We start from the raw sequence: 22,172 nt of genomic DNA, 5'->3' as shown, positions 1-22,172 counted from the left end.
CCCGCAAGGGGGTTCCGTTGTATAAAGGAGTGGAGATTATGTCTGCTGCATGGACGCCTAAACCAAGAAAATTCCGAATCTCGTATGCACTCATATTCATACTGCCTGCATTTATATTTTATATGCTGTTTGTTGTGACTCCGACGATCAGCAGCGTATACCTGAGTCTTACCTCCTGGGACGGCGTCAGTCCTGATATCCGGTTCATCGGTCTTGATAACTTCGTGGAATTGTGGAGGAGTGAGCGGGTTCATAATGCACTGAAGAACACCCTGATCTTGTCGGTAGCTTTGGTCATTCTGGAAAATGCCGCAGCGATCGTGCTCGCCATGCTGGTGGATCAGGTTCGTTGGTTTCGTAATTTTTTTCGCAGTGCCTTTTACTTGCCGGTGCTGCTGAGCGGTGTGGTCATGAGCTTTATTTGGACCGTCATCTACAATTATAACTTTGGCGTGTTGAACCAGCTGTTCGAGAGCTGGGGACTAGCTTCCCTAAAAATAGATTGGCTTGGCGACACCCGTTATACGATGATTGCGATCATATTCTCCATTGTATGGAAATCAGCTGGCTATTATATGATTATTTATTTAGCAGCCCTGCAAAGTGTGCCGCAGGAGCTAATAGAAGCTTCACGGATCGATGGTGCGAACCGCTGGCAGCAGTTCCTTCATATCACTTTCCCGCTGTTGGCCGGGGCCGTGACAGTATGTATGACTTTATCGATGATTAATTCATTGAAGGTGTTCGACCAGATTGCGGTCATGACAGACGGAGGGCCGGGCTTCTCAACAGAAACCTTAACTTATATCGTCTATAAGGTAGGATTCGGGGAAATGCGTCAAGGCTATGGAACTGCAAATGCACTGGCACTATTCGGATTGATTCTGGTCGTGTCACTGATTCAGGTGGCCCTGCTGCGTAAAAGAGAGGTGCAGTTGTAATGCGCAAAAGACAGCTGACTTTTGAGTTTTTTCTTTTTGCCGTAACGATCATATTAGCTGTGATATTTTTGTTCCCGTTCTATTTCAGCCTGATTTCTGCCTTTAAAAGCAATGGGCAAATTTTGCGGGATGCCGTGTCATTTCCGAAAACCTTCTATTTAGAGAGCTTTAAGTTCTTGTGGGCGAAAACCGACTTTCCAAAAGCAACGATGAACTCGGCGATCCTGACCATAGGTGGAACGGTGATGATGATTATTGTCATTCCTATGGCGGCGTATGCGCTGGAAAGAACGAAAAGAGCTTGGTCAAGCTGGATGTATGGCTTTTTTTTGGCTGGCATCATGATCCCGTTTCAAGTCTACATGATTCCGTTATTTAAAGAATTAAAGCTGTTTGGTTTGTATGGCTCCCTGCTCGGGCCGATTGTGATTTATGTGGCAGGCTCGGTAAGCTTTGGCATACTGCTGTATACAAGCTTTCTGAAGGGCATTCCCCGTGAAATTGAGGAAGCGGCTGAAATCGACGGCTGCTCCAAGTACGGTATCTTTTGGAAAATTGTGTTTCCATTGCTTGGGCCATGTACCGTTAGTATGGTTGTGTTGAATGGTCTGGGAATCTGGAATGATTTTCTGATGCCGATGCTCGTATTGCCTTCAGATCAGCCTAAGACGGTAACGGTGGAAATCTTCACTTATGTAGGTGAATTTTCGACTCGGTGGGATATGGTATTTGCTGGAACCATTATTTCTATGATACCGGTGCTGGCAGCGTTCCTGTTCTTACAGCAGTACTTTGTCAAAGGGATCGCATCAGGCGCCACCAAGGGGTGAGCAGTGTTTAAAATTATAATTAGAAAAAAAGAACCTTCAGGATTCCACAATTTTTAGTGGGACTGAAGGTTCTTTTGTATTAAGATTTTACTTCATCAGCCTCTACCTGTACCCAGTCTGCAGACCATCGTTCGATTTCCTTAATCAGTGGAGCTAAAGCGTGTCCTTTTTCCGTTAACGAATATTGGATGCGTACAGGGGTTTCCGGAAACACTTCTCTCAGGACGATCCCCTCCTGCTCTAATTCTTTAAGACGTTCCGATAGCAGCCTACCACTCACAGGGAGCGCGGCTTCTAAGGAATGGAATCGCTGGGTGCCGCTCATCAGCTGATAAATAATAAGTATCGACCAGCGTTTACTTAATAGCTGCATTCCTTTTTCAACTCTCGGACATAATGAAAATGGAATAATAGGCGAATTCATATTTACGATCACCTCACTCTGTTCTAGAAGTCCAGTGAATAAGTTCCCGCTGGGCGGTCAAATTATTCTCTCTAATCACATTACCGGACTTCTATCCTTTATTTTATATTATATACTATTTATTATTAAGTTACAAAAAGTAAATATAAGACTTGACATATAAAAGTTATAATTATATATTTAGTTACGAAAAGTAATTAACGTTGATGGTCGTTTTTCTTAAAAGGGAGAGATGCAAAATGAAAGATTCCATTCATCCGAATACTGTACTCGGCAAAGTTCATTTAAAGGTTAGCAACTTGGCAAGATCTATTCAGTTTTATAAGGAAGTTGTCGGGTTACAGGTTCTGGATCAAACTGTCGATAGCGCAAGATTCACTGTAGATGGACAGAAGGTTTTGTTAGTTATACAGGAAGTTACGGGTGCCATTGTACCGCGCAGATCGTCGGCAGGATTATATCATTTTGCCATTCTCGTTCCGAATCGGAAGGCTCTTGGTCTTTCTTTAAAAAACCTGATTCATTCTGGTATTCATATCGGGCAGGCGGATCATCTGGTCAGTGAAGCTTTGTATATTGCTGACCCGGATAACAACGGCATTGAAATTTACAGAGACCGCCCTCGTGAAAGCTGGAAACGTGATGCCCAGGGAAATTATAAGATGGCAACTGACCCGATTGATTGGGACGGCTTGCTTGCGGAAGCGGGAGATGAGCCTTGGACAGGGCTACCACCAGGAACGATCATTGGGCATATTCATCTTCATGTGAGCGATTTGCAGCAGTCCAAAGCATTTTATATCGATATTCTCGGCTTTACGATCGAGCTTGACGGAGCAGCCAACATGGGAGCTTTATTCATAGCGGCCGGAGGTTATCATCATCATATTGGACTGAACATCTGGGCGGGAGTCGGCGCGCCTCTTGCACCAGCAGAAAGCACGGGATTGGCATATTTCACTGTCGTTGTTCCAGATTCAACAGAACTTCAGGCTGTACTTGAGCGGGTTGAACGTGCAGGTATTGCCGTGACCAAGCTTGACGGAGCATGGGCGCTGAAGGACCCTACGGGTATTGAAATTAGATTAGTTATAAATAATCAAAAGTAAGGATGGGATATAAATGAAAATCGGAATTGTTGGAGCTAGCGGAAAAGCAGGAAGTTTTATCGCTAAAGAAGCTGTGGATAGAGGACATCAGGTGACTGCCATTGTAAGAGATGCATCCAAAATATTTGTCGATTCAATTTCAATATTGGAAAAAGACGTATTTGAGCTTACCTCTGATGACCTGAAACCATTCGATGTGGTCGTGAATGCATTTGGCGCACCAGCTGGGAAAGAACATCTTCATGTTGAAGCAGGCAATGTTCTAATTGAAGCCTTAAAACATGCACCTAACACACGTCTGATCGTAGTAGGAGGTGCGGGAAGCTTATTCGTTGATCCGGAGAAAACCATTCAAGTGTTCAATACACCGGAATTCCCTGCACAATTTCTACCTACTGCCAAGAATCAAGGAGAAAACTTAACCATTTTACAGCAAACGGATTCTATCCAATGGACATTTATCAGCCCATCTGCTTTCTTTTCCCCAGAAGGAAAAAGAACTGGAAGCTATCAAAAGGGACTGGATCATCTGCTCGTTAATTCTAAAGGTGAAAGCTATATCAGCTATGCCGACTATGCGATTGCTGTTGTAGATGAAATTGAAAAGCCACAGCATGCCAATCAACGGTTTACAGTTGTGTCCGAGGCAGAATAAAATACTACAAATGGAGCAACATAGAACACTTCTCCAGCAAATAACCTCCTGAATCCCAGGAGGTTTATTTGTTTCTATAGACATCTGTCAAACCCTGCATATTTCCTTAGGGCAGCTCTCGCATTTGCAAATATCCTGAAGATAGTGAACATCGTTAATCGTCAGCGTCCCATTCTCCATGGAGATCACCTCTTGTTTGCGCAAATCACTCAGCATCCGGTTCACGCTTTCACGTGTAGCGCCAATCATCTCTGCCATTTCCGAATTATTTATTTTTTTGGTGATTTGGATACATTCACCCTCAGGTACACCATAGGAATTGCTTAAACGAATCAGCAGCGAACAGAGTGCGCCCGGTTTACCGTATAGCATGAGATCACGGAATTTGGTTTGTGTCATCCGGTGCGTCATGCCCATCCATTTCATGAACTCAATGGCGAGATCACCATGCTGCCAAAGCAACGTTTCCAGATCCTTTTGTTGGATGATACCGAACTCGGCGTCCTCAATGACTTCCGCATTAAAGGTATGGGCAGATTCCTGAAAAGGATCGATTTGTCCAAACATATCATCGGTATGATGCAGATAAAGTGTAACTTTTGTACCGGCATCTGTGGTCTTCGTCAGCTTGATCAGACCCTTTTTAATATAATAGAGGTAATCGGCGGGGTCACCCTCCCAGAACAGCAAGGTATCTGCCTTGGCGTGCTTGGTGTACATAATGCTTTGCAGCCTCTCCATATTTTCCGTTGAAAAGAAATTGGAAATCCCCTCTTTCGTATTTCCTTCTATGGAAGCTGTCTGCATATATTTATCAATGGCCATTCCAGCCATCCCCTCTCCGTATTGGATACCTCTATCATAACGTGTGCGTTCATAAAAAGGCATCGGGGGATCTCCTGATTTTTGGAAAGGGTAAAATTGCCTCCTACTGTGAGGAAAATCACAAGATAGCTCAGGGATACCCGTGAATTATCTAAGATAATCGACAGTATACCTCGAATTATTCCCTTACAGGTTTTTCAGGGAATTCCCTGACATACAAGAAAGCGATGCGGCGTTACAATAGAACAACACAACGGAGGAACATCAACTTTGAGGAGGAGCGCGAATGGTGGAATACGAAGGGGATCCTATTCGAAGGCTTATTGATCATTTGCGAATCAGCTCGTCCAATGACTTTGCGGCATTAGCGCTCCCCCGGGAAGACGGGCGGACCTTTGCCTGGTATTATGCCAGTGGCAATATGAATTATCGCTATAAGTGGATGATCGTTAAACGGGGAAAGGGGCTTCCCGGGCTGGCATGGATGCTTGGTGAAGCAGTTGCTATGGATGCCTCCTCGAGAGATCTGGCTGGAGTGAAGCTGGAATGTTCTTTAATGACTGCAGAGGGCTTGCGCTCTGCCGCGGCAGCTCCACTGGGTTCGTCAGCGTCCCCGAGTGGAATTGTAATAATGGGCACCCGTCAAGCTCGGCTTTACACGGCATCGGAGCTTCAATACTTGAATTCTTGCGCTATAGAAATGAATTTTGCCATTCAACTTCAAAAGTACGGGCATCAAGCACATCAAACGGAGCAGGGTATGACTTCAGAGCCATCTACTTATTCGAACGAGCCTATTTAGTGATAAATGTTTGGCTTAACTTAGACAAGGTTTTGTTAAGCATTACGTGTGTGTCTTCTTTTTTTGGCAGTTGTCACTAATTGAAACACAACATACACAACCAGAAACAAAATCATGAAGCCTGCTGAAAAGCGGTACATAATCGCATAATCGGACATGGATGAGATCGCTCCAAGAGTTAAAGCGCCTGCTGCTACTCCGAGGTCTGTGGAATTATAGAACATACTGTTGGCCATGCCATACTGTTCCTTGGTCGATGTTCGGAGCATCCAGGCTTGCAGGGTTGGTTGGATCGCGCCGAAACCGAGTCCGTATAACAGCGCGGACAGAATGAGCATCGACATGGATGTTGTATAGGAAAGTACCATCAAGCTTGCGACCACACTAATGGCTGCAGGAATGAGAACGGCCGCAGGCCCCTTTCTGTCGAATAATTTACCGGAAATGGGGCGGATCAATATGATAGTAAATGCATTAAATAAGAAAAAAAGGCCAACCTGCTCTAGATGCCTCATTTCTCCGTACAAGGCAATGAAGCTGAGCAGACCGCTGTAGGTCACCGCTAGTATGACGTTCAGCAGTGCGGGAAACAATAGTTGGGTATTGAAAGCTTGCTTGTTTTTGGAACCTTCACCTGCGGAACGAGTTGTAGTGGGCGCCGCGGGCGGAATCGCACGGAAAAGTAGGATAATCGGAAAAATAAGGATAATGGCTATGGTACTGATGATCGCCAACGTATTGAATCCATAAAACTTCATTACGTTTAAGCCGATCATGGGCCCCATTGACATTGCAAGGCTTGTAGACAAGCCAAAATAGCCAATGCCCTCACCAAGCCGTTTAGCTGGAATAATTTGTGATACTAATGTCGGTATGATCGTGCTCACCATCCCAAATCCGATGCCAAAGCCGACTCGCATAACAAGCATCGAACCTATAGAACCAGCCCAAATGGTAATGCCTGTCATGATTGCAGCTATGACGAGTCCAACAAACAAAATTACATTACGATGCACCTTACGCATTAATGCCGCGCTCAAAAAACGGGACAGGATCGCAGTAATTGCAAACACACTGGTAACAAGGCTGACCGATAAGTCGCCTACATGAAATTCGTTTTTTACATACGCTGGGAAAGACGAAAGCATCATTTGTAAATTTAAAAATAGCAGCAATGAGCAAATCGTTAAAGCTATAAATGATTTTGTCCAGAGTCTGGATGGATGTATATCTTGCAGCATAGCGTGGTCTCCTACTTCCTGTCTGTTAGTTCGTTCACATGGTTGTTGATCCGGAGAAGCAGCTCCATCAGCACATCATACTCGTCTTGGGAAATACACTGCTTAATCTCTTCAGTGGCCTGATATTCGATGGGGGTCGTCATTTCGATCACCGATTTGCCTTTATCCGTGATATGGACTAGAAACGAACGCCGATCGTTTTCACCGATTTTCTTGTAAACGAACCCCTTCTCCTCCAAATGATCAAGAATCCGGGTCGTTGTCGGCTTATCTTTTCCTGAAAGCATGGCAATATCTTTTTGAATCATGCCGTTGGTCCTTTCGATCTGATAAAGAACCGTCCATTGCTCAGGTGTAATGTCATATGGCTTCAGTCGATGCTGTAAAAGAGTAGATAATTTGCGATAGGTCATGCCCATGATGAAGCCAACTGAATGTTCCAAACCGTTATAATTAGTAGTCATAATAACCTTCCTTTTCGGCTTCGCTTAAATATATAGTTGTTGTAACAATTATATTCAAGACAACTAAAATTGTCAATGTAACGCTTTTGACTGTTAATAAAAATAATAGGTTCTGGACCTGACGCGTCGTTGTTGGGGTTCATTTTTTTTGTTACGATACATACAGAAGTCTGGTGATGAAGCATACGAAGAAAGTTTGCGCTGCAAGCTCGGAGGAGGATAAGATGATCAAGCTATGTATTGTCGATGATCATGCGGTAGTCCGTTCAGGACTCATGATGCTTTTGAATGCCAAGGAAGATATGGAGGTCATTGGGGAAGCATCTGAGGGAAATGAGGCTATTGAATTGGCATTGCGGCTGCGTCCGGATGTCGTGCTGATGGATTTAAGCATGCCTCATGGCAAGGACGGGTTAACTGCTGCCAAAGATCTGAAGCAGGTTTTGCCAGACACGGCTATTCTCATTCTGACGATGCATGATGATGACGAATATTTATTTAGGGCGATTCATGCTGGAGCTTCAGGCTATATTCTTAAAACAGCTCCACATGATGAGCTATTAACGGCAATCCGTTCGGTCGCTGCGGGTAACGCCTATTTATATCCGACAGCAACTAAGCGGTTAATGATTGAATACGTTGATCGACTTCGTGATGGTGAAGGCAGCAGCATAGAAACGCTTTCGGATCGTGAAACAGAAGTGGTATCTCTGGTCGCCAAGGGCTACAGTAACAAGGAAGTGGCTGAGCAGCTCGTGATCAGTGTTAAAACCGTGGAATCTCATAAAGCAAATGTGATGGAAAAGCTCGGTCTCAAAACACGGCCGGAGCTAGTTAAATATGCAATGAAAAAGGGGCTGCTGAATTTTGAATAATAACCCTAATCCCGGACATTCGGAACAAGAGCATACATTCAACATGATGGATCACCATGCAGGCGCTTTGAAGCAGCTTGCAGATCTAAAATTTGCATTGGATGAATCCTCGATTGTGGCGATGACAGACGATAAAGGCATTATTCGCTATGTAAACGATAGGTTTTGTGAAATTTCTCAATATCATCGGGAAGAGCTGATCGGGCGTGATCATCGGATCATCAATTCCGGTTTTCATGATAAAGCTTTTATGAATCATTTATGGAGCACCATTACTGCGGGTAAAGTATGGCGCGGCGACATCAAAAACCGTTCCAAGGATGGCAGCTATTACTGGGTTAATACAACGATTGTTCCTTTTATAGGCGAGGAAGGAAAGCCTTATCAGTATTGGGCCATTCGTAACGAAGTGACCGAGCTGAAGCGGGTGCAGGAAGAATTGCAGCTGATGATGAAGCAGGTTATGCACATACAGGAGGAGGAACGGAGGCGATTTTCCCGTGAGCTGCATGATGGAATCGGCCAAAGCTTGTTTTCGCTTATTATCCAGATGGATCGTTTGATTGGTGAGAATGCTCATTCCGATCTTGGAGCCATCCGTACCCATGTCTCGCATATTATTGAGGATGTACGTGAGCTGGCCTGGGAGCTGAGACCTTCGGTACTGGATGATCTCGGAGTCGTTCCAGCGATCCGCACTTATATCGAAAATTTTTCCGAGCATTATGGAATCAAGGTCAGCTTTGACACCAATCTGCGTAAAAGGCTGGGAGCGCCGGAAGAAACCACTATTTATCGGACCATTCAAGAAGCCTTAACGAATGTTGGCAAATATGCGGACGTAGATGAGGCTGTGGTCAGTCTGCAGATGTTAGTCGACAGCTTAGTGGTCGAGATTGCGGATTCGGGTAAAGGTTTTGTGCGTGAAGCAGGTTCGCGAGGTGTCGGATTATTCAGTATGGAGGAACGTGCCCGTGCTGTAGGAGGTCAGTTGACGATTCATTCGGAACCTGGAAACGGGACCCGTGTGGTGCTAGTAGTCCCGTATCGGTAAGGTGAGTTGAACAATCAACGAAATGACAGTCAGACTAATTCTGTTGAGCTACAAATTGTTCTATACGTGACTTGATCGCATCCCGAACTGCGCGGAATTGGATCATGATTTCTTCTTCTGTTCCTGCAGCCTTAGCAGGATCATCAAAGCCCCAATGCCATTTCACCACATTTGGATTACTGATCACGGGGCAGTGCTCATCGGCATGACCGCATAAGGTTATCACATATTCCGCAAGGTTCAGTAGTTCCGGATCAATCACATTGGACATATTGCGGCTAATATCGACGCCGATCTCCTGCATCACTTGAACTGCTCGTGGATTTAAGCCATGAGCTTCAAGGCCAGCACTGTGCACCTCATAGCGATCCCCACCTAAAGCATGTAAAAATCCATCGGCCATCTGACTTCGGCAGGAGTTGCCTGTACATAGAAAGTAAACGATTTTTTTGTTCATATAAATGCCTCTTTTCCTGATTTTATGAGATTAGCCATAGCCAGCCATAAAGCCCAAGTAATGTAATCAATAACGTAGGAATCGTAAGTAAGATACCGATTTTAAAATAGTAGCCCCAAGTGATCCTCACACCTTTTCGAGCGAGCACATGCAGCCATAACAGCGTTGCCAGCGAACCGATGGGGGTAATCTTGGGTCCCAGATCGGAGCCGATCACATTGGCATAAATTAAGGCTTCACGGATTACCCCTCCAGTGTTCGTCCCTTGAATTGCCAGCGCATCGATCATCACGGTCGGCAGATTGTTCATGATTGATGACAACAAGGCTGCAATAAATCCCATCCCCAGTGTGGCAGAGAGTAATCCTTTGTCTGCAATCGCCTGAATGAGTATTCCCAATTGATCCGTGAGACCGGCATTACGCAGCCCATAGACGACAACATACATCCCGATGGAGAACACAACGACGGACCACGGAGCTTGCAGAATGACGCGTTTGGTGTCAATCGCTGGACTTCGATGAGCAGCAACAACAAATGAAACAGCGGCAATGCCCGCAATAATTGAGACGGGTACATGAAGGAACTCACTTATCAAATAACCGAATAGAAGCACCGCAAGAATGATCCAGGATAAACGAAACAGGCGGATATCTTTGATCGCTTCAATGGGGCGTTTCAACTGCAAAACATCATACTGTTTGGGAATGTCCTTGCGGAACACAAGATACAGCCCAAGTGTGCTCGCAGCGAGCGAAAAGAAATTAGGAACGATCATTCGGCTTGCGTATTCTAAGAATCCAATACCAAAGTAGTCGGCCGAGACGATATTCACCAGATTGCTTACGACTAGAGGCAGTGAGGTGGTGTCTGCGATAAAGCCGCTGGCCATGATGAACGGCAAGATCATCCGATCCTCAAATTTCAGCGCCCGGACCATGGCAAGCACGATAGGGGTCAGGATGAGTGCGGCACCATCATTAGCAAACAATGCGGACACAGCGGCTCCCAAGAGAACGACGTATACGAACATGACCATGCCGTTTCCTTTAGCCATCCGTACGACATGCAGCGCAGCCCATTCGAAGAAGCCGATTTCATCGAGAATAATAGAAAAGAGGATAATTCCAACAAAAGCGAACGTGGCATTCCATACGATTAACGTTACATCCCTCACGTCCATGAAGCTGACGACCCCGCACAGCAGTGCCAGAATCGCTCCTCCCGCAGCAGACCACCCAATGCTCAGCCCTTTAGGCTGCCAGATGACAAAAACCAGGGTAACCACAAAAATAAAAAAAGCAGCGTAAACCATAACAACCTCCTGAGATCAAGTGCAGCATTCATTATCCTCACATCGTACTGGTTTGAGCTGTTCTTTCTGTGAAGGGATATGCTTAAGAATTTCGGATACATAAGGCTTGTCTTGAATATGTAAAGCATAATAAACCCATTGACCTTTTTTCGTCTCTTTGACGAGGCCGCCATCTTTTAATTTGCGCATATGCTGACTGATGTTGGGCTGGCTGGTTTGCAAAATGTCGACAATTTCACACACGCACAATTCCCGTTCCTTCAGCAGGGCAACAATGGTTAATCTATTTTTATCTCCCAGCAGTTTTAACACATCGGCTATCTCTTGGATTTGGCTCATATTTGCTCCTTCCTACATACATCCGCTCCAGCAATAATTATTTTCGCACAATCAACATCATTTGTAAATAAATATATAATTATTTGATTATACATAAATTCTCTTTCCAATGTGATCTATTTCACAGCGGTCGCCACATCAGAGTGGTAAATTATAGCCATGGAGAACAAACAAACTTAAGCAGCGAATCAGGTGAATGTCATTCACAATAAAATAGGAGATGGTTCAGATGATGAAATGGATGAAGGAAAATGTATACGCAGCGGGAATCTTTTGTTTGCTTCGGATTTATCTGGGTTGGGAATGGGCGACAGCGGGCTTTCATAAGCTTACAGGAGGGTTTGATGCCACGGGGTTTATCAAAGGGGCTGTGACCAAGCCAGTTATCGACAAGGCGACCAATGAGCTGATTTATCCGACCTTTACAGCATTTCTTGAACACTTTGCACTGCCGAATGCAGCGATTTTCAATGTGGTAATCCCTATTGGGGAATTGCTCGTTGGATTGGGACTAATCGTTGGAGCACTAACAACTACGGCTGCATTTTTCGGACTGCTGATGAACTTTATGTTTATGTTCGCTGGAACCGTTAGCACCAACCCATGGTTGATTTTACTTGGTGGCATTATATTCATGGCTGGAACGAATGCTGGTCGGTTCGGTGTTGACCATTACCTTGCTCCAGTGGCTCGTAAGCTGATTACTAAATATACAAAAGACAAACCGGTTCATCCGGCAGCAGGGGAAACTCACAAACGGGCTCATGCTTAACTTCACATCGTTGATTGGAATAAGAGCTGAAGAACAGTCGAGCTTGGCTGTTCCTCCAGCCTCTTTGCATAAACGGGCCGCCATCGAAAGGAGAGGATGGATATGCTGTCAGGCATAATTTTGGCAGGCGGAGACAGCTTGCGTATGAGTGGTGAAAATAAAAGCTTGCTGCTGCTCGGTGAGGAAGCGATCATTGTGCGTCAAATCCGAATCATGCGGGAGCTGTGCAGTGAGGTTATTATTGTGACTAATACACCGAAGCCATTCCTGCGAGTAGTCGATGCTTCGGTACGAATTATTACTGATTATATACCGGGAAAAGGGCCGCTTAGTGGGATGCATGCAGGAATTACGTTATCCCGTAACCGCAGTGCTTGGGTGGTTGGCTGCGATATGCCATTTCTATCGCCTGCTGCAGCCGAGCTGATGCTGCGCAAAAAAAAGGCAGGTTTGGACGCAATCATTCCTTGGTTCAAAGGTGTCATGCATCCGCTGCATGGTATCTATGACAGGGACTGTGCAGGGCACATTTGGACCTTATTGAAAAATCAGGATTCTGAATTGTCATCGCTAAGAAAAGGCTTATTATGGCAGGAGACTGTCGAGTCCGAGTTTCATGCTGTAGGTATTGAATGCAGCTTTGTGACTACGATTAAGACAAGGGATGATTACTTTCTTGCGCAACAGCATCTGGAGAAGACTAAGGTACAGTCCGGATAAATATACATGATAGTAAAGGTGAAAAACGAACCCAAAGAATATGCTTACGATGCTGGTTTCGCTTTAGCGAAACCCAAGAATGTGCTTACGATGCCGGTTTCGCTAAAGCGAAACCCAAAGAATATGCTTACGATGCTGGTTTCGCTTTAGCGAAACCTTTAGGAGGAATTAACAATGAACTTATATCAAAAGCCGAGAGTTGAAATGAGTAAGGCACCAGTGACAGCCTTATCGGAAGGGTTGGAGCGCTTGAAGCAAGAGCATGGTGAGCTCAAGCAGGTTTTACTGGAAATGGAAAAGCAAGCGAAGCAGGTTGAATCCGCACCCGAGCACATGGGAGCGATGCAGTCGCTGCTGAATTTACGACTCTGGGCGCTTGCGTTCCGGGAAGAGCTTGAGCGGCATTCGAATTGGGAGGAGCTCGAACTGTTTCCTTTTCTGACCTCATATATCGAACGTAAAATGTCTCCCTCCTTACTGCCTTCCTTCTGGTCGTTAGAGAAAGATCATGAGCTGGCTGATGAGCACATGCAAGCCTTCCTGAGGTCGGTTCATTTGCTGAAGGCAAATCCGGAGGCGATGAGCTTCAAGCAGGCCGCTGCCTATTTGGTTCAAGCATGCCATATTTTACAGGACCATTTGGCTAAGGAGGAACAGCTTGTTTTTCCACTGACCCAACAGGTTTTGGACGATATCAATTATTCACTTCCCAGCCATTAAATTTGCAATAATTTGGGGGAAATATGGCGAAAGTTAAAAATAATTGGTAATTATTTGGAATAATTACCGGATTGGACGTTTAGAAAATTTGAAATTTGGGTATGGGGTGTGCTACTCTGTTAAAAAAAGGCCGAATCCAGTTCATCACAAGAACTGGTACGGGGGATTCTTTCACATGGGGTGAATGTTCGTCTGTCTCGAACTAGGGAGAAACCTCTTCCCGAATCCGTCAACTAACCTCGAAGGCCGCAGGAGGAACAACTTGAATTTATTACACAAGAAGTTTATTTGGTTTTTCGCTTTTTTTACGTTTGGTTTGTTGGCTGTCATGCATGCAGGAGTTGCTAAGGCAGCAGCGTCTGATGAGGTCAAAATACAAATTAACGATTACCTGGTGACCTTTCCTGACGCCAAGCCCTTCATCGATGGCAGCAGTAATTTACAGGTGCCCTTAAGACTGTTGATCGAACAGCTGGGATATCAGATGGAATGGAGCAAGAATGAACAAGCGATACAGGTTACGCTGAGCAGCAAGCAGCAGAAGGTCGTGCTGCAAACGGGAGACCGTCAAGTGCTTGTGAATGGAAAAACCGTTATGTTGGAATCACCACCGCTGTTTTCACAGCAAACGGTGTTCGTGCCACTCCGATTCGTATCCGAAACTTTTGGTTATCAAATACAGTGGGATGCGGATAACAAGGTCGCGATCATTGATGCGGATGGCCTTTATCATGCTCCGGCCTGGTATGCACCTAAACCCAAGTCCTCGATCCTGCAAGCCGCCTCTAACTATTTGGGAGTTCCTTATGCATGGGGAGGAAGCTCGCCGAATGGATTTGATTGCTCAGGCTATGTAGGTTATATATTTCAGTTAAGTGGAGTTTATTTACCCAGAACATCGGCAGAAATGTACAATTCGGTGGGTACTCGGGTAATGGATATTCAAGAAGGAGATCTGGTATTTTTTGCTGAAGGCAGAAAAACCTCTCATGTGGGAATTTATATGGGCAATGATCAATTTATCTCGGCCACTACCTATGGTGGTGTCACGGTAGCCAGCTTGAGCAGCGGTTACTGGGGTTCCAGATACATAGGTGCCAAACGACTATAGTAGAGGCTGCAATTATATCGAATTGTTAATAAGACCTGCCGAAAGGCGGGTCTTTTGTGTTAATATCAGAATAATAAGTTTCAGTGAAGCTGAACATTTAATATTTCAATAAAAGCATCCGCTGCAGCACGAAAGGATCTTCACTCTATAAGCATGGATCAGTTGCTTTCTTATTCTGAACTCAAAAGAGGCGAGTGCGTTGTTCAATAAGCTGCAAGGGAACGCCCGCGGGTGTTTGATTTATGAGCCGATGTTCATTATCCCCTATAGCCTATATCTCACTTATGCATCCATATTCATGCTGGAGCTTGGCATCACGGAGACCGAGATCGGGCTGGTGACGTCACTGGGGCTGGTGCTGCAAATATTCACTTCCTTAATCAGCGGTTATTTGACGGATCGAATGGGGCGCAAGAGGGCGCTATTAATTTATGATCTGATTAGTTGGAGTCTAGCCACGCTGCTGTGGATGACCGCAGACAATGTTTGGTTTTTCGTAATTGCGGCAGCGCTCAACAGCTTTCAAAAGGTGCCCAACACCGCATGGTACTGTCTGCTCGTTGAAGACACCCATCCTAAGGACCGTGCTTATATCTTCTCGACACTGCAATTTATCAGTGTGGCAAGCGGGCTGCTCGCACCGCTGGGAGGACTTCTGGTAGAGCGTTACACGCTGATCCCAGCCGAACGAATGATGTATGGATTAGCCTTTCTCAGCATGACTGCCATGTTTATTTGTCGCCATTTTGCGACCTATGAGACTGAAATCGGAATCAGGAAAATGAAGGAGAACGCCTCCTTTGAGTGGAGATCGCTTTTACAGGAGTACATAGGGGTGCTAAAAACGATCGTCGGGAACAAGGCTTTGCTGCTTGTGTTCGGTATTTATGTGCTGTACCAATTTCAGCTGACGATGCGCAATACGTATTTGTCGATTTATTTGGTGCAATCGCTGCAATTCGATGCAGTATGGATCGCCTGGCTGCCGGCTGTGACGTCCGTAGCTACTTTACTGCTGCTGTTCTTGTATATACCCAGATTGAACCGGGATCGAATGAATTCATATATGTTGGTCGGTTTGCTGATTTGTACGGCCGCCTATATCATTCAGATTGTGACACCGCCAGGCGCAATCATGCCAATCCTGTTAAGCACAGTGCTCACGGCAGCAGGCAGTATTATTGTGTATCCGAACCTGGAAGCTGCCGTGCAGAATGCCATTGACGATGAAAAGCGTGCAAGTATTTTTTCAATTTTATCCGTATTGATTCTCATTTTTATTTCTCCGGCAGGCTTGATTGGAGGATGGACCTATTCGATTGATCCCAGACTGCCTTTTATCCTTATCATCGCCGCATTCATATGGAGCGCTATTCTGATGCTGCTGTATATGAAGCGAACTGGTAAATCAGCCAAACTGGAGAATACGTGAAATAAAAGCTAAGCAGGAAATATGTCAATTAATGCCGAATATCTTGTTGGACACCAAATAAAAGATTTTGATTGATCTGGCGAGTATTGTATACTTGTTGGTAACATGACACGGGGGTTGAACTTACAATGAGTCAAGATGTTAACGGCTTGGGACGTCACTATTTACAAGCAGAGTCCTATGGTGCTTCTGCGTTCTGTTTTTATCGTGCCATTCTTGAAGATCCTAACAATGGAAACGCTTGGAACGGACTTGTGCTTTCACTTAGCTTAATGCGTCGGGAAAATGATGCTCAAACCATTTTGGCCCGATTTGCCCGGCATCCACTGCCTTATGACAAGGATATGGTGACCTTTGCTTTGATGATGTATCAGCAAAGCCCTTTGGCGATGTCGGAGTGGGTACGTGCAATGTCGATAAGATTTGGAGTCAACGCCCAAGAGCGCGAAGCTTTTACACAAATGGCAGAGGATTTGGACCTCAATTACGCTGATTTGGTAACACGCCATGGGGAAGAGGTATTAAAGGAACAAGGCGTGCTTAGTTTGGAAGAGTTTGCGGATCGCAAGATTGAGCTGGACTGGTTGATGTCAGAGCCAATTGATACGGTATACGGTGTAATTCAAGCCTGGCTGGAGGACCCTGAGTCGGTGCTTTCCGCTGTAAGAATGCTCTGTATGATGCCGGATGTACGTAGTGAAAAGCTGCTGCGCAGAGTATGCCGCAATGAAGAAGTAGACGGTAAGACGAGAACCCACGCGCTGCTTGCACTTCGCTGGCTCGGAGTTCGCGGCAATGCCCGCATTCATAAGATGGAGGAGTCCTTCGTCATTAATCTGGACAATCCTGTACCTGAATTAACGGTATCCGTTCCAACTGCCTACAAGCCTGTGCTGGATCGGATGAAGCTTTGGATAGCGAAGCAGCAGGGGGTTGTAACGGAAGAGGAATATGAACAGCATGCCTCTACAGATGAACCGGATCTTCCGGCTGAACTTGCCGAGAAGCTTGAGCAAGCGGACGTTCCTAGTGTGCTTCAGGAGGTTGTACATGCACTGATTCGAGCGGCTTACGACCAATACTATCCACTCGTTCCAGGTATCCGCGGGACCCGTCAATGGAGCTTGGCGCTGCTTATGCTCATGAAGGACTACGCTATGGGTGTCATGAATGCATGGCCATATGGCGAGATCGAAAAAGATGAAACGGCAGTGCTGCATCGCAATTGGATTCTCAGTGCAAGCCGCGATTATTATGATAATATCGAGATAGCCAGGAAGCTGCGCGAAAGTCAGCTTGGATAAATCATCTATTGGATTGCCCTAGATGGTAAACCTGACGGATTCAAACGATAAGCATAATGCCAAAGAACCTTCTAATTCACTATTAAAGTGGAATGGAAGGTTCTTTTTTCTAACTTTACTTTCGATGCAAAAAGGCTTTATCCCAAGAGAATATCGGGACAAAGCCTTTGATCGGAATACGAGCGGCATTTCCAATTCTTACATCATTATCTTGCTGGCAAAGGGTTCCCGTAAGGATACGTATATTTCAATTCCTCGTCGAACGTGATGTAGTCCAGATTGACCATCAATAGCAAATAACGCATTCCTGTTTTGGGGTCACTAATGATGATATGATCTCGCCCTGCTGCTTCCAATCTGCCTTTGAATATTTTGGCATTCCATTCACTGTTGTTCTCGTATGTCATGTAGAGTGTGGCTGTCTTGCCAAGGTTTAAGCGTAAAATATTCTCGATGAAGGATTGTTCAAGAGGCAGCAGACCAGGTGTCGCTTGTGACCCTTGCGCTGATCCGGGTGGCGGTCCGGGGATGAAAGAACCACTGGGTCCAGCAGGTGGGTATTGGCTCATTGGGTTTTGTTGTGTCCCCATAGGAACTTGAACATATCCTGGATAACCGGTGTACGGTGTTGTGCCGCTTCGATAAGGATAGTTAATCATTAACGCAATTCCTCCTTCATAGGCTCGTGCCTCTTCTATATTAATAAGTATTAGTAATGCTTGGACAATTAGCACCGATTGACGAAAAAAACTTTGTTTTATTCAACCTGCTTGTACAAGGCAGGTTGTACGACTGCTGCAACAGACGAAGAGCCGACGTTCACCTCTGTACGAAGGTGAATGCCGGCTCTTGCTTGTATCCTTTAGAAGTCAAAATTATCTGGGTCAGGTCCAAATCGATGGTTCTCGTTCAAGGCATCCAATAGAGCAGAGTCCTCGGCTGATATAGTGAAATCGAAAATAGCGGCATTTTCCTGAATGCGTTTGGGATTGACGGATTTTGGAATGACCACAATGCCATGCTGTATTCCCCAACGTAGTATAAGCTGTGCAGCCGATTTGTTGTACTTTTCAGCAAGCTTCGCAATCATAGGAACATCCAGATTACCTTGCATCAACGGGCTCCAGGCTTCAACCTGAATCTTATGAGCTTGGCAGATGCTGCGAACATCCAGCTGAGTCAGGCGGGGATGCAGTTCAATTTGGTTGACCATGGGTACAATCTCGCTCCCACTAATAACATCCTCCAAATGATGCACCTGGAAATTGCTGACGCCAATGGCTCTAACAGCTCCATCTCTATAGAGCTTCTCCAAGGCGCGCCAAGTGTCTTTATATTTGCCAATTACCGGCCAATGGACCAGATATAGATCGATAACATCCAAACCGAGCTTTTTGCGGCTTTCATCAAATGCTCGTAGAGTTGAATCGTAACCTTGTGATGAATTCCAAACTTTAGTGGTAATGAACAGCTCTTCACGTGCGATTCCGCTTTCCTTGATACCGATACCAACGCCATCCTCATTTCCATATGCGGCTGCTGTATCAATGCTGCGATAACCTGCTTGAATAGAGGACTTAACGACATTAATGACCTCTTCGCCATCCTTGGTTTTCCAAACGCCCAAGCCTAAAATCGGCATTTTGACTCCATTATGTAACTCTACGCTGTCGGTATTGTGTACAGTCATTCTATTCATTCCTCTCAAGAGTTTTATTTAAGAAAGATTTGCTTCCTCAACACCTGCAGGTGTTGTTTTTAGTGAAGCCATACCTTCATGACAAGTAGAATCGGTCTCCAGAATCTACTATCGGTTACTATTATAACACTGCGCACTATCAATGGAAAATTCGTCTGTATGCAAGACTCAAAGGCAAAAGAAAAACAGCTCGCATTCACCGCGGCTGCTGCAATTTTTTTTTTTAAGTGGGTTAGACGGCAAGGTGTTTCTTTACTTGCTCTTCACTGAGTGTGGAGGAGTTTCCTTCCGCGACAATAACACCTTTATCCAGGACGTAGTAATAATCAGCAATACTCGTGGCGAAGGTGAGGCTTTGTTCGACGAGAAGCACCGACATTTGTTTGCTGGTTTTGATCGTTTCGATAACGTGCTCAATTTCCATAACGATCGAAGGCTGAATACCCTCCATCGGCTCGTCGAGCAGCAGCAGCTCTGGTTCGGAGACTAAGGAGCGGGCTATGGATAGCTGCTGCTGCTGTCCTCCACTCAGGTCGCCGCCTTTGCGGCGTATCATTTCTTTGAGTACGGGGAACATCTCATATACATGGTCAGGAACTTTGCCCTTGCGTATACGACTTGCTTCCAGCCCGAGCATCAGGTTCTCCTCAACGGTCAGCTGCGGAAAAATATCACGTCCTTGAGGGACGTAGCCGATACCGCTTTTGGCGCGTCGATCCGGCGGGGCTTGCGTAATATCCTTGGAGCCATACTGGATCGATCCCTTTTTAGGTTTAATAAGGCCCATAATCGTCTTCATTAATGTTGTCTTGCCAACACCATTACGACCCATCAGGCAAATAACTTGCCCGGGTTCTACCTTCATCGTAATGTTTCGCAGAATCATGCTTTCCCCGTAACCCGCCTCCAGTTCATGTATGTTCAACATTATCGCTCACCTCGTCTTCCCAAATAAACTTCGGCTACCTTATCATCATTTTGAACCTCCTGCATCGTGCCTTCACACAGCACAGAGCCTTCATGCATGACGGTTACGGTCTTGGCGAATTGTCGGACAAAGTCCATGTCGTGCTCGACCACGATAATGGTTTGCTGGTCGCTGATCTTGTGCAGCAGTTCACCGGTCTTCTCGGTTTCACTATCCGTCATTCCGGCCGCAGGCTCATCGAGCAGCAGCAGCTCGGGCTCCTGAATGAGCAGCATTCCGATCTCAAGCCACTGCTTCTCACCGTGGGAGAGCGAGCCTGCTTTATCTTTCGCTTTCTTATCCAGTCCGATCATATGCAGGTAATATTTCATTCGCTCCCGCTGCTCGACAGTCGTTTTGGCGATCAGTGAGCTTAACAGGCCGCGTTTTTGCCGCATGGATAACAGCAGGTTTTCCAATACCGTCAACGTAATGAAGATGGAAGGAGCTTGAAATTTGCGTCCGATTCCCAGCTGCGCGATCTGGTGCTCCTGATGTTTAGTGAGATCAATTTGGTTGCGAAACATGACTTTTCCTTTGGAAGGCTTCACCTTGCCACATAGAACGTCAAGCAATGTCGTTTTTCCGGCACCGTTGGGTCCGATCAGGAAACGCAGCTCGCCGGATGAGAGAGAGAAGTCCAGTCCACGAATGGCTTTAAAGCCATCGAAATCTACCTCTAACTGTTCAATGCGGACCAATTCGCCTGTTGTTTCTTTTCTTGGTGATGTTTCCGTCATGGGAACAACCTCCTTAGATTTTTCGTAGGAAACGTACTTCGTAAGCATCTATTGAGTTTTGCAATCCAGTGTTCTTGTAATGATGAAATAATATAAAATTACTTGGTTATATGAGCGGGGGTGGGCTCGTTATCTTTTGGCAGCTCCGTATATGGCGTCAAGGACGAAGTTGTTTTCAGCAGATTCGATTTTTTAAAAGGATACAAGCCCCATTTTGCACAATATTCTTGAAGGGTACCTACAAGCCCTTTTGGGAAAAAAAGTACGGCGATCATAAACATTGCACCGAGAAAAATCGGCCACCACTCTGGATACGCCTCGCTGAAAGAGGTTTTCGCTGAGTTGGTAATAACGGCTCCAATGACAGCCCCGTATACCGTTCCACGTCCTCCGATAGCTACCCATAGTACCATTTCAATCGATGGAACGATGCCCATTTGGGCAGGTGAGACGATGCCTTCCTGTAAAACAAACAGAATGCCCGCTAATCCCGAAAGAGCAGCAGAAAAGCAGTAAATAAACACTTTGTACGTTACTGGATTGTACCCGATAAAGCGTACACGGTTTTCAGCATCACGAATGGCGACGAGAATTTTGCCAAGCCGGCTGGAAACCATCCATTGACACAACATGAGAGTACCGATGACAGCAAAGGCGGTAATGTAGTAAAAAGTCAATTTCGTCGATTGCTCCCCGACATTCATACCGAGGAAGGTTTCAAAATTCGTTAAGCCGTTCGTTCCACCCGTATAGCCCTGTTGTCCGACAAACAGCGTTACGGTAATAATGACAAGAGCTTGTGAGAGTATAGCGAAAAAAGAGCCTTTAATTCGATTCCGGAAGGTCAAGTACCCGAGAACAAATGCAACAGCAACAGGAACCAAAATCGCAAGTAATAGCGTGAACCCAGCTGATTGGAAGGGTGCCCAGAACCAAGGAAGCTTGTCGACTCCGCTCCACGACATGAAATCTGGAAGCTCTCCATGCGAAGCAACCAGCTTCAAATGCATCGCCATACAATAAGCTCCAAGACCAAAATAAACACCATGCCCCAAGCTGAGAATCCCCGTATAGCCCCAAATCAGATCAAGACCCATGGCGATTATGGCATAGCACAGAAATTTGCCCAAGAGAGAGAGTCTGAACTCTGATAAAAACATCGGCGCCGCCAGCATCACGGCTAGCAGAATGATGGTAAATACAATTTTTATCTTCGTGTTGGTGATGGCCATTTTATCAACTCCTAAGAGTTTTGCGTAGCAAAACTGACTTCGTAAGCATAAGCTGAGCTTCCTTTAGGAAGCTTACTTCGTAAGCATAAGCTGAGCTTCCTTTAGGAAGCTTACTTCGCAAGCATAAACTAAGCTTTCTTTAGG

The 22,172-nt window shown here is 45.5% G+C and carries 25 protein-coding genes and 1 riboswitch; of the genes, 13 read left to right on the top strand and 12 right to left on the bottom strand.

Annotated features, from left to right (window positions below; all coding sequences use genetic code 11):
* Positions 1–38 precede the first annotated feature (38 nt).
* Positions 39–941: a carbohydrate ABC transporter permease gene (locus BM210_RS02735; protein WP_091164173.1), complete on the top strand. Its 903-nt coding sequence runs from the start codon at positions 39–41 to the stop codon at positions 939–941.
* The gene (locus BM210_RS02730; protein WP_091164170.1) at positions 941–1,771 is read left to right on the top strand and encodes a carbohydrate ABC transporter permease; all 831 of its coding nucleotides are present in this window, start codon (positions 941–943) and stop codon (positions 1,769–1,771) included. The genes BM210_RS02735 and BM210_RS02730 overlap by 1 nt, the downstream gene beginning before the upstream one ends.
* A gap of 79 nt (positions 1,772–1,850) precedes the next feature.
* On the opposite strand, the gene BM210_RS02725 is transcribed toward BM210_RS02730, so the two are convergent.
* Positions 1,851–2,195 carry a winged helix-turn-helix transcriptional regulator gene (locus BM210_RS02725; RefSeq protein ID WP_091164167.1) on the bottom strand — a complete coding sequence of 115 codons (345 nt, stop codon included), beginning with the start codon at positions 2,193–2,195 and terminating at the stop codon, positions 1,851–1,853.
* Positions 2,196–2,434: 239 nt separating this feature from the next.
* Between BM210_RS02725 and BM210_RS02720 the strand changes: the two genes are divergently transcribed.
* Together BM210_RS02720 and BM210_RS02715 are read left to right on the top strand one after the other, a co-directional pair.
* Positions 2,435–3,304, top strand: coding sequence for a VOC family protein (locus BM210_RS02720; protein WP_091164166.1), 870 nt, complete (start codon positions 2,435–2,437; stop codon positions 3,302–3,304).
* 13 nt (positions 3,305–3,317) lie between these two features.
* Positions 3,318–3,959, top strand: coding sequence for an NAD(P)-dependent oxidoreductase (locus BM210_RS02715; RefSeq protein WP_091164164.1), 642 nt, complete (start codon positions 3,318–3,320; stop codon positions 3,957–3,959).
* Positions 3,960–4,046: 87 nt separating this feature from the next.
* Here the strand turns inward: BM210_RS02715 and BM210_RS02710 are convergent, their stop codons facing one another.
* Positions 4,047–4,784, bottom strand: coding sequence for a Crp/Fnr family transcriptional regulator (locus BM210_RS02710; protein ID WP_091164712.1), 738 nt, complete (start codon positions 4,782–4,784; stop codon positions 4,047–4,049).
* Between the two features lie 286 nt (positions 4,785–5,070).
* Between BM210_RS02710 and BM210_RS02705 the strand changes: the two genes are divergently transcribed.
* Positions 5,071–5,586 carry a GAF domain-containing protein gene (locus BM210_RS02705; RefSeq protein ID WP_091164162.1) on the top strand — a complete coding sequence of 172 codons (516 nt, stop codon included), beginning with the start codon at positions 5,071–5,073 and terminating at the stop codon, positions 5,584–5,586.
* 35 nt (positions 5,587–5,621) lie between these two features.
* Here the strand turns inward: BM210_RS02705 and BM210_RS02700 are convergent, their stop codons facing one another.
* Positions 5,622–6,827 carry an MFS transporter gene (locus BM210_RS02700; RefSeq protein ID WP_091164160.1) on the bottom strand — a complete coding sequence of 402 codons (1,206 nt, stop codon included), beginning with the start codon at positions 6,825–6,827 and terminating at the stop codon, positions 5,622–5,624.
* A gap of 11 nt (positions 6,828–6,838) precedes the next feature.
* A complete protein-coding gene (locus BM210_RS02695) occupies positions 6,839–7,291 on the bottom strand; it encodes a MarR family winged helix-turn-helix transcriptional regulator (RefSeq protein WP_091164159.1) in 453 nt (150 codons plus the stop codon).
* Between the two features lie 224 nt (positions 7,292–7,515).
* Between BM210_RS02695 and BM210_RS02690 the strand changes: the two genes are divergently transcribed.
* The gene (locus BM210_RS02690) at positions 7,516–8,166 is read left to right on the top strand and encodes a response regulator (RefSeq protein ID WP_091164709.1); all 651 of its coding nucleotides are present in this window, start codon (positions 7,516–7,518) and stop codon (positions 8,164–8,166) included.
* Between the two features lie 43 nt (positions 8,167–8,209).
* Positions 8,210–9,220: a PAS domain-containing sensor histidine kinase gene (locus BM210_RS02685; protein ID WP_091164706.1), complete on the top strand. Its 1,011-nt coding sequence runs from the start codon at positions 8,210–8,212 to the stop codon at positions 9,218–9,220.
* Between the two features lie 34 nt (positions 9,221–9,254).
* Here the strand turns inward: BM210_RS02685 and arsC are convergent, their stop codons facing one another.
* The 3 genes from arsC to BM210_RS02670 are packed head-to-tail and all read right to left on the bottom strand — an operon-like array spanning position 9,255 to position 11,331.
* Positions 9,255–9,677: an arsenate reductase (thioredoxin) gene (gene arsC / locus BM210_RS02680; protein WP_177237586.1), complete on the bottom strand. Its 423-nt coding sequence runs from the start codon at positions 9,675–9,677 to the stop codon at positions 9,255–9,257.
* 22 nt (positions 9,678–9,699) lie between these two features.
* The gene (locus BM210_RS02675; RefSeq protein WP_091164156.1) at positions 9,700–10,992 is read right to left on the bottom strand and encodes an arsenic transporter; all 1,293 of its coding nucleotides are present in this window, start codon (positions 10,990–10,992) and stop codon (positions 9,700–9,702) included.
* Positions 10,993–11,007: 15 nt separating this feature from the next.
* Complete coding sequence (locus BM210_RS02670) at positions 11,008–11,331, bottom strand: ArsR/SmtB family transcription factor (RefSeq protein ID WP_091164155.1); 324 nt, start codon at positions 11,329–11,331, stop codon at positions 11,008–11,010.
* Between the two features lie 229 nt (positions 11,332–11,560).
* Here BM210_RS02670 and BM210_RS02665 point away from each other — a divergent pair, with 229 nt between their 5' ends.
* From BM210_RS02665 to BM210_RS02640, 6 genes are all read left to right on the top strand, one after another.
* Positions 11,561–12,103 (top strand): DoxX family protein, encoded by a 543-nt coding sequence (locus BM210_RS02665; protein ID WP_177237585.1) that lies wholly within the window; start codon positions 11,561–11,563, stop codon positions 12,101–12,103.
* Between the two features lie 102 nt (positions 12,104–12,205).
* Positions 12,206–12,823, top strand: coding sequence for a molybdenum cofactor guanylyltransferase (locus BM210_RS02660; RefSeq protein ID WP_091164153.1), 618 nt, complete (start codon positions 12,206–12,208; stop codon positions 12,821–12,823).
* Positions 12,824–12,997: 174 nt separating this feature from the next.
* Positions 12,998–13,543 carry a hemerythrin domain-containing protein gene (locus BM210_RS02655; RefSeq protein WP_091164151.1) on the top strand — a complete coding sequence of 182 codons (546 nt, stop codon included), beginning with the start codon at positions 12,998–13,000 and terminating at the stop codon, positions 13,541–13,543.
* A 118-nt stretch (positions 13,544–13,661) separates the two neighbouring features.
* A riboswitch (cyclic di-AMP (ydaO/yuaA leader) is annotated at positions 13,662–13,806 on the top strand.
* Entirely contained in the window at positions 13,806–14,654 is an 849-nt protein-coding gene (locus BM210_RS02650) for a C40 family peptidase (protein WP_256223209.1), read from the top strand. It overlaps the preceding riboswitch by 1 nt.
* A 199-nt stretch (positions 14,655–14,853) precedes the next feature.
* On the top strand, positions 14,854–16,086 hold the full coding sequence (locus tag BM210_RS02645; RefSeq protein ID WP_256223208.1) for an MFS transporter: 1,233 nt from the start codon (positions 14,854–14,856) through the stop codon (positions 16,084–16,086).
* Between the two features lie 128 nt (positions 16,087–16,214).
* The gene (locus tag BM210_RS02640; RefSeq protein ID WP_091164149.1) at positions 16,215–17,390 is read left to right on the top strand and encodes a hypothetical protein; all 1,176 of its coding nucleotides are present in this window, start codon (positions 16,215–16,217) and stop codon (positions 17,388–17,390) included.
* Between the two features lie 206 nt (positions 17,391–17,596).
* Here BM210_RS02640 and gerQ read toward each other — a convergent pair whose 3' ends face one another.
* The 5 genes from gerQ to urtC form a co-directional block, all read right to left on the bottom strand.
* On the bottom strand, positions 17,597–18,049 hold the full coding sequence (gene gerQ / locus BM210_RS02635; RefSeq protein ID WP_091164148.1) for a spore coat protein GerQ: 453 nt from the start codon (positions 18,047–18,049) through the stop codon (positions 17,597–17,599).
* A 203-nt stretch (positions 18,050–18,252) separates the two neighbouring features.
* A complete protein-coding gene (locus BM210_RS02630; RefSeq protein ID WP_091164146.1) occupies positions 18,253–19,080 on the bottom strand; it encodes an aldo/keto reductase in 828 nt (275 codons plus the stop codon).
* Positions 19,081–19,321: 241 nt separating this feature from the next.
* Positions 19,322–20,017: an urea ABC transporter ATP-binding subunit UrtE gene (urtE, locus tag BM210_RS02625; RefSeq protein WP_091164143.1), complete on the bottom strand. Its 696-nt coding sequence runs from the start codon at positions 20,015–20,017 to the stop codon at positions 19,322–19,324.
* Positions 20,017–20,796, bottom strand: coding sequence for an urea ABC transporter ATP-binding protein UrtD (urtD, locus tag BM210_RS02620; RefSeq protein WP_091164141.1), 780 nt, complete (start codon positions 20,794–20,796; stop codon positions 20,017–20,019). Before urtD ends, urtE begins: the two co-directional genes overlap by 1 nt.
* A 98-nt stretch (positions 20,797–20,894) precedes the next feature.
* Entirely contained in the window at positions 20,895–22,028 is a 1,134-nt protein-coding gene (gene urtC / locus BM210_RS02615) for an urea ABC transporter permease subunit UrtC (protein ID WP_091164139.1), read from the bottom strand.
* Positions 22,029–22,172 lie beyond the last annotated feature (144 nt).

Origin of the sequence: Paenibacillus sp. 1_12 (assembly GCF_900114475.1) — a bacterium.
Taxonomy (GTDB): domain Bacteria; phylum Bacillota; class Bacilli; order Paenibacillales; family NBRC-103111; genus Paenibacillus_S.
This window is presented reverse-complemented; position numbering and strand designations above follow the sequence as displayed.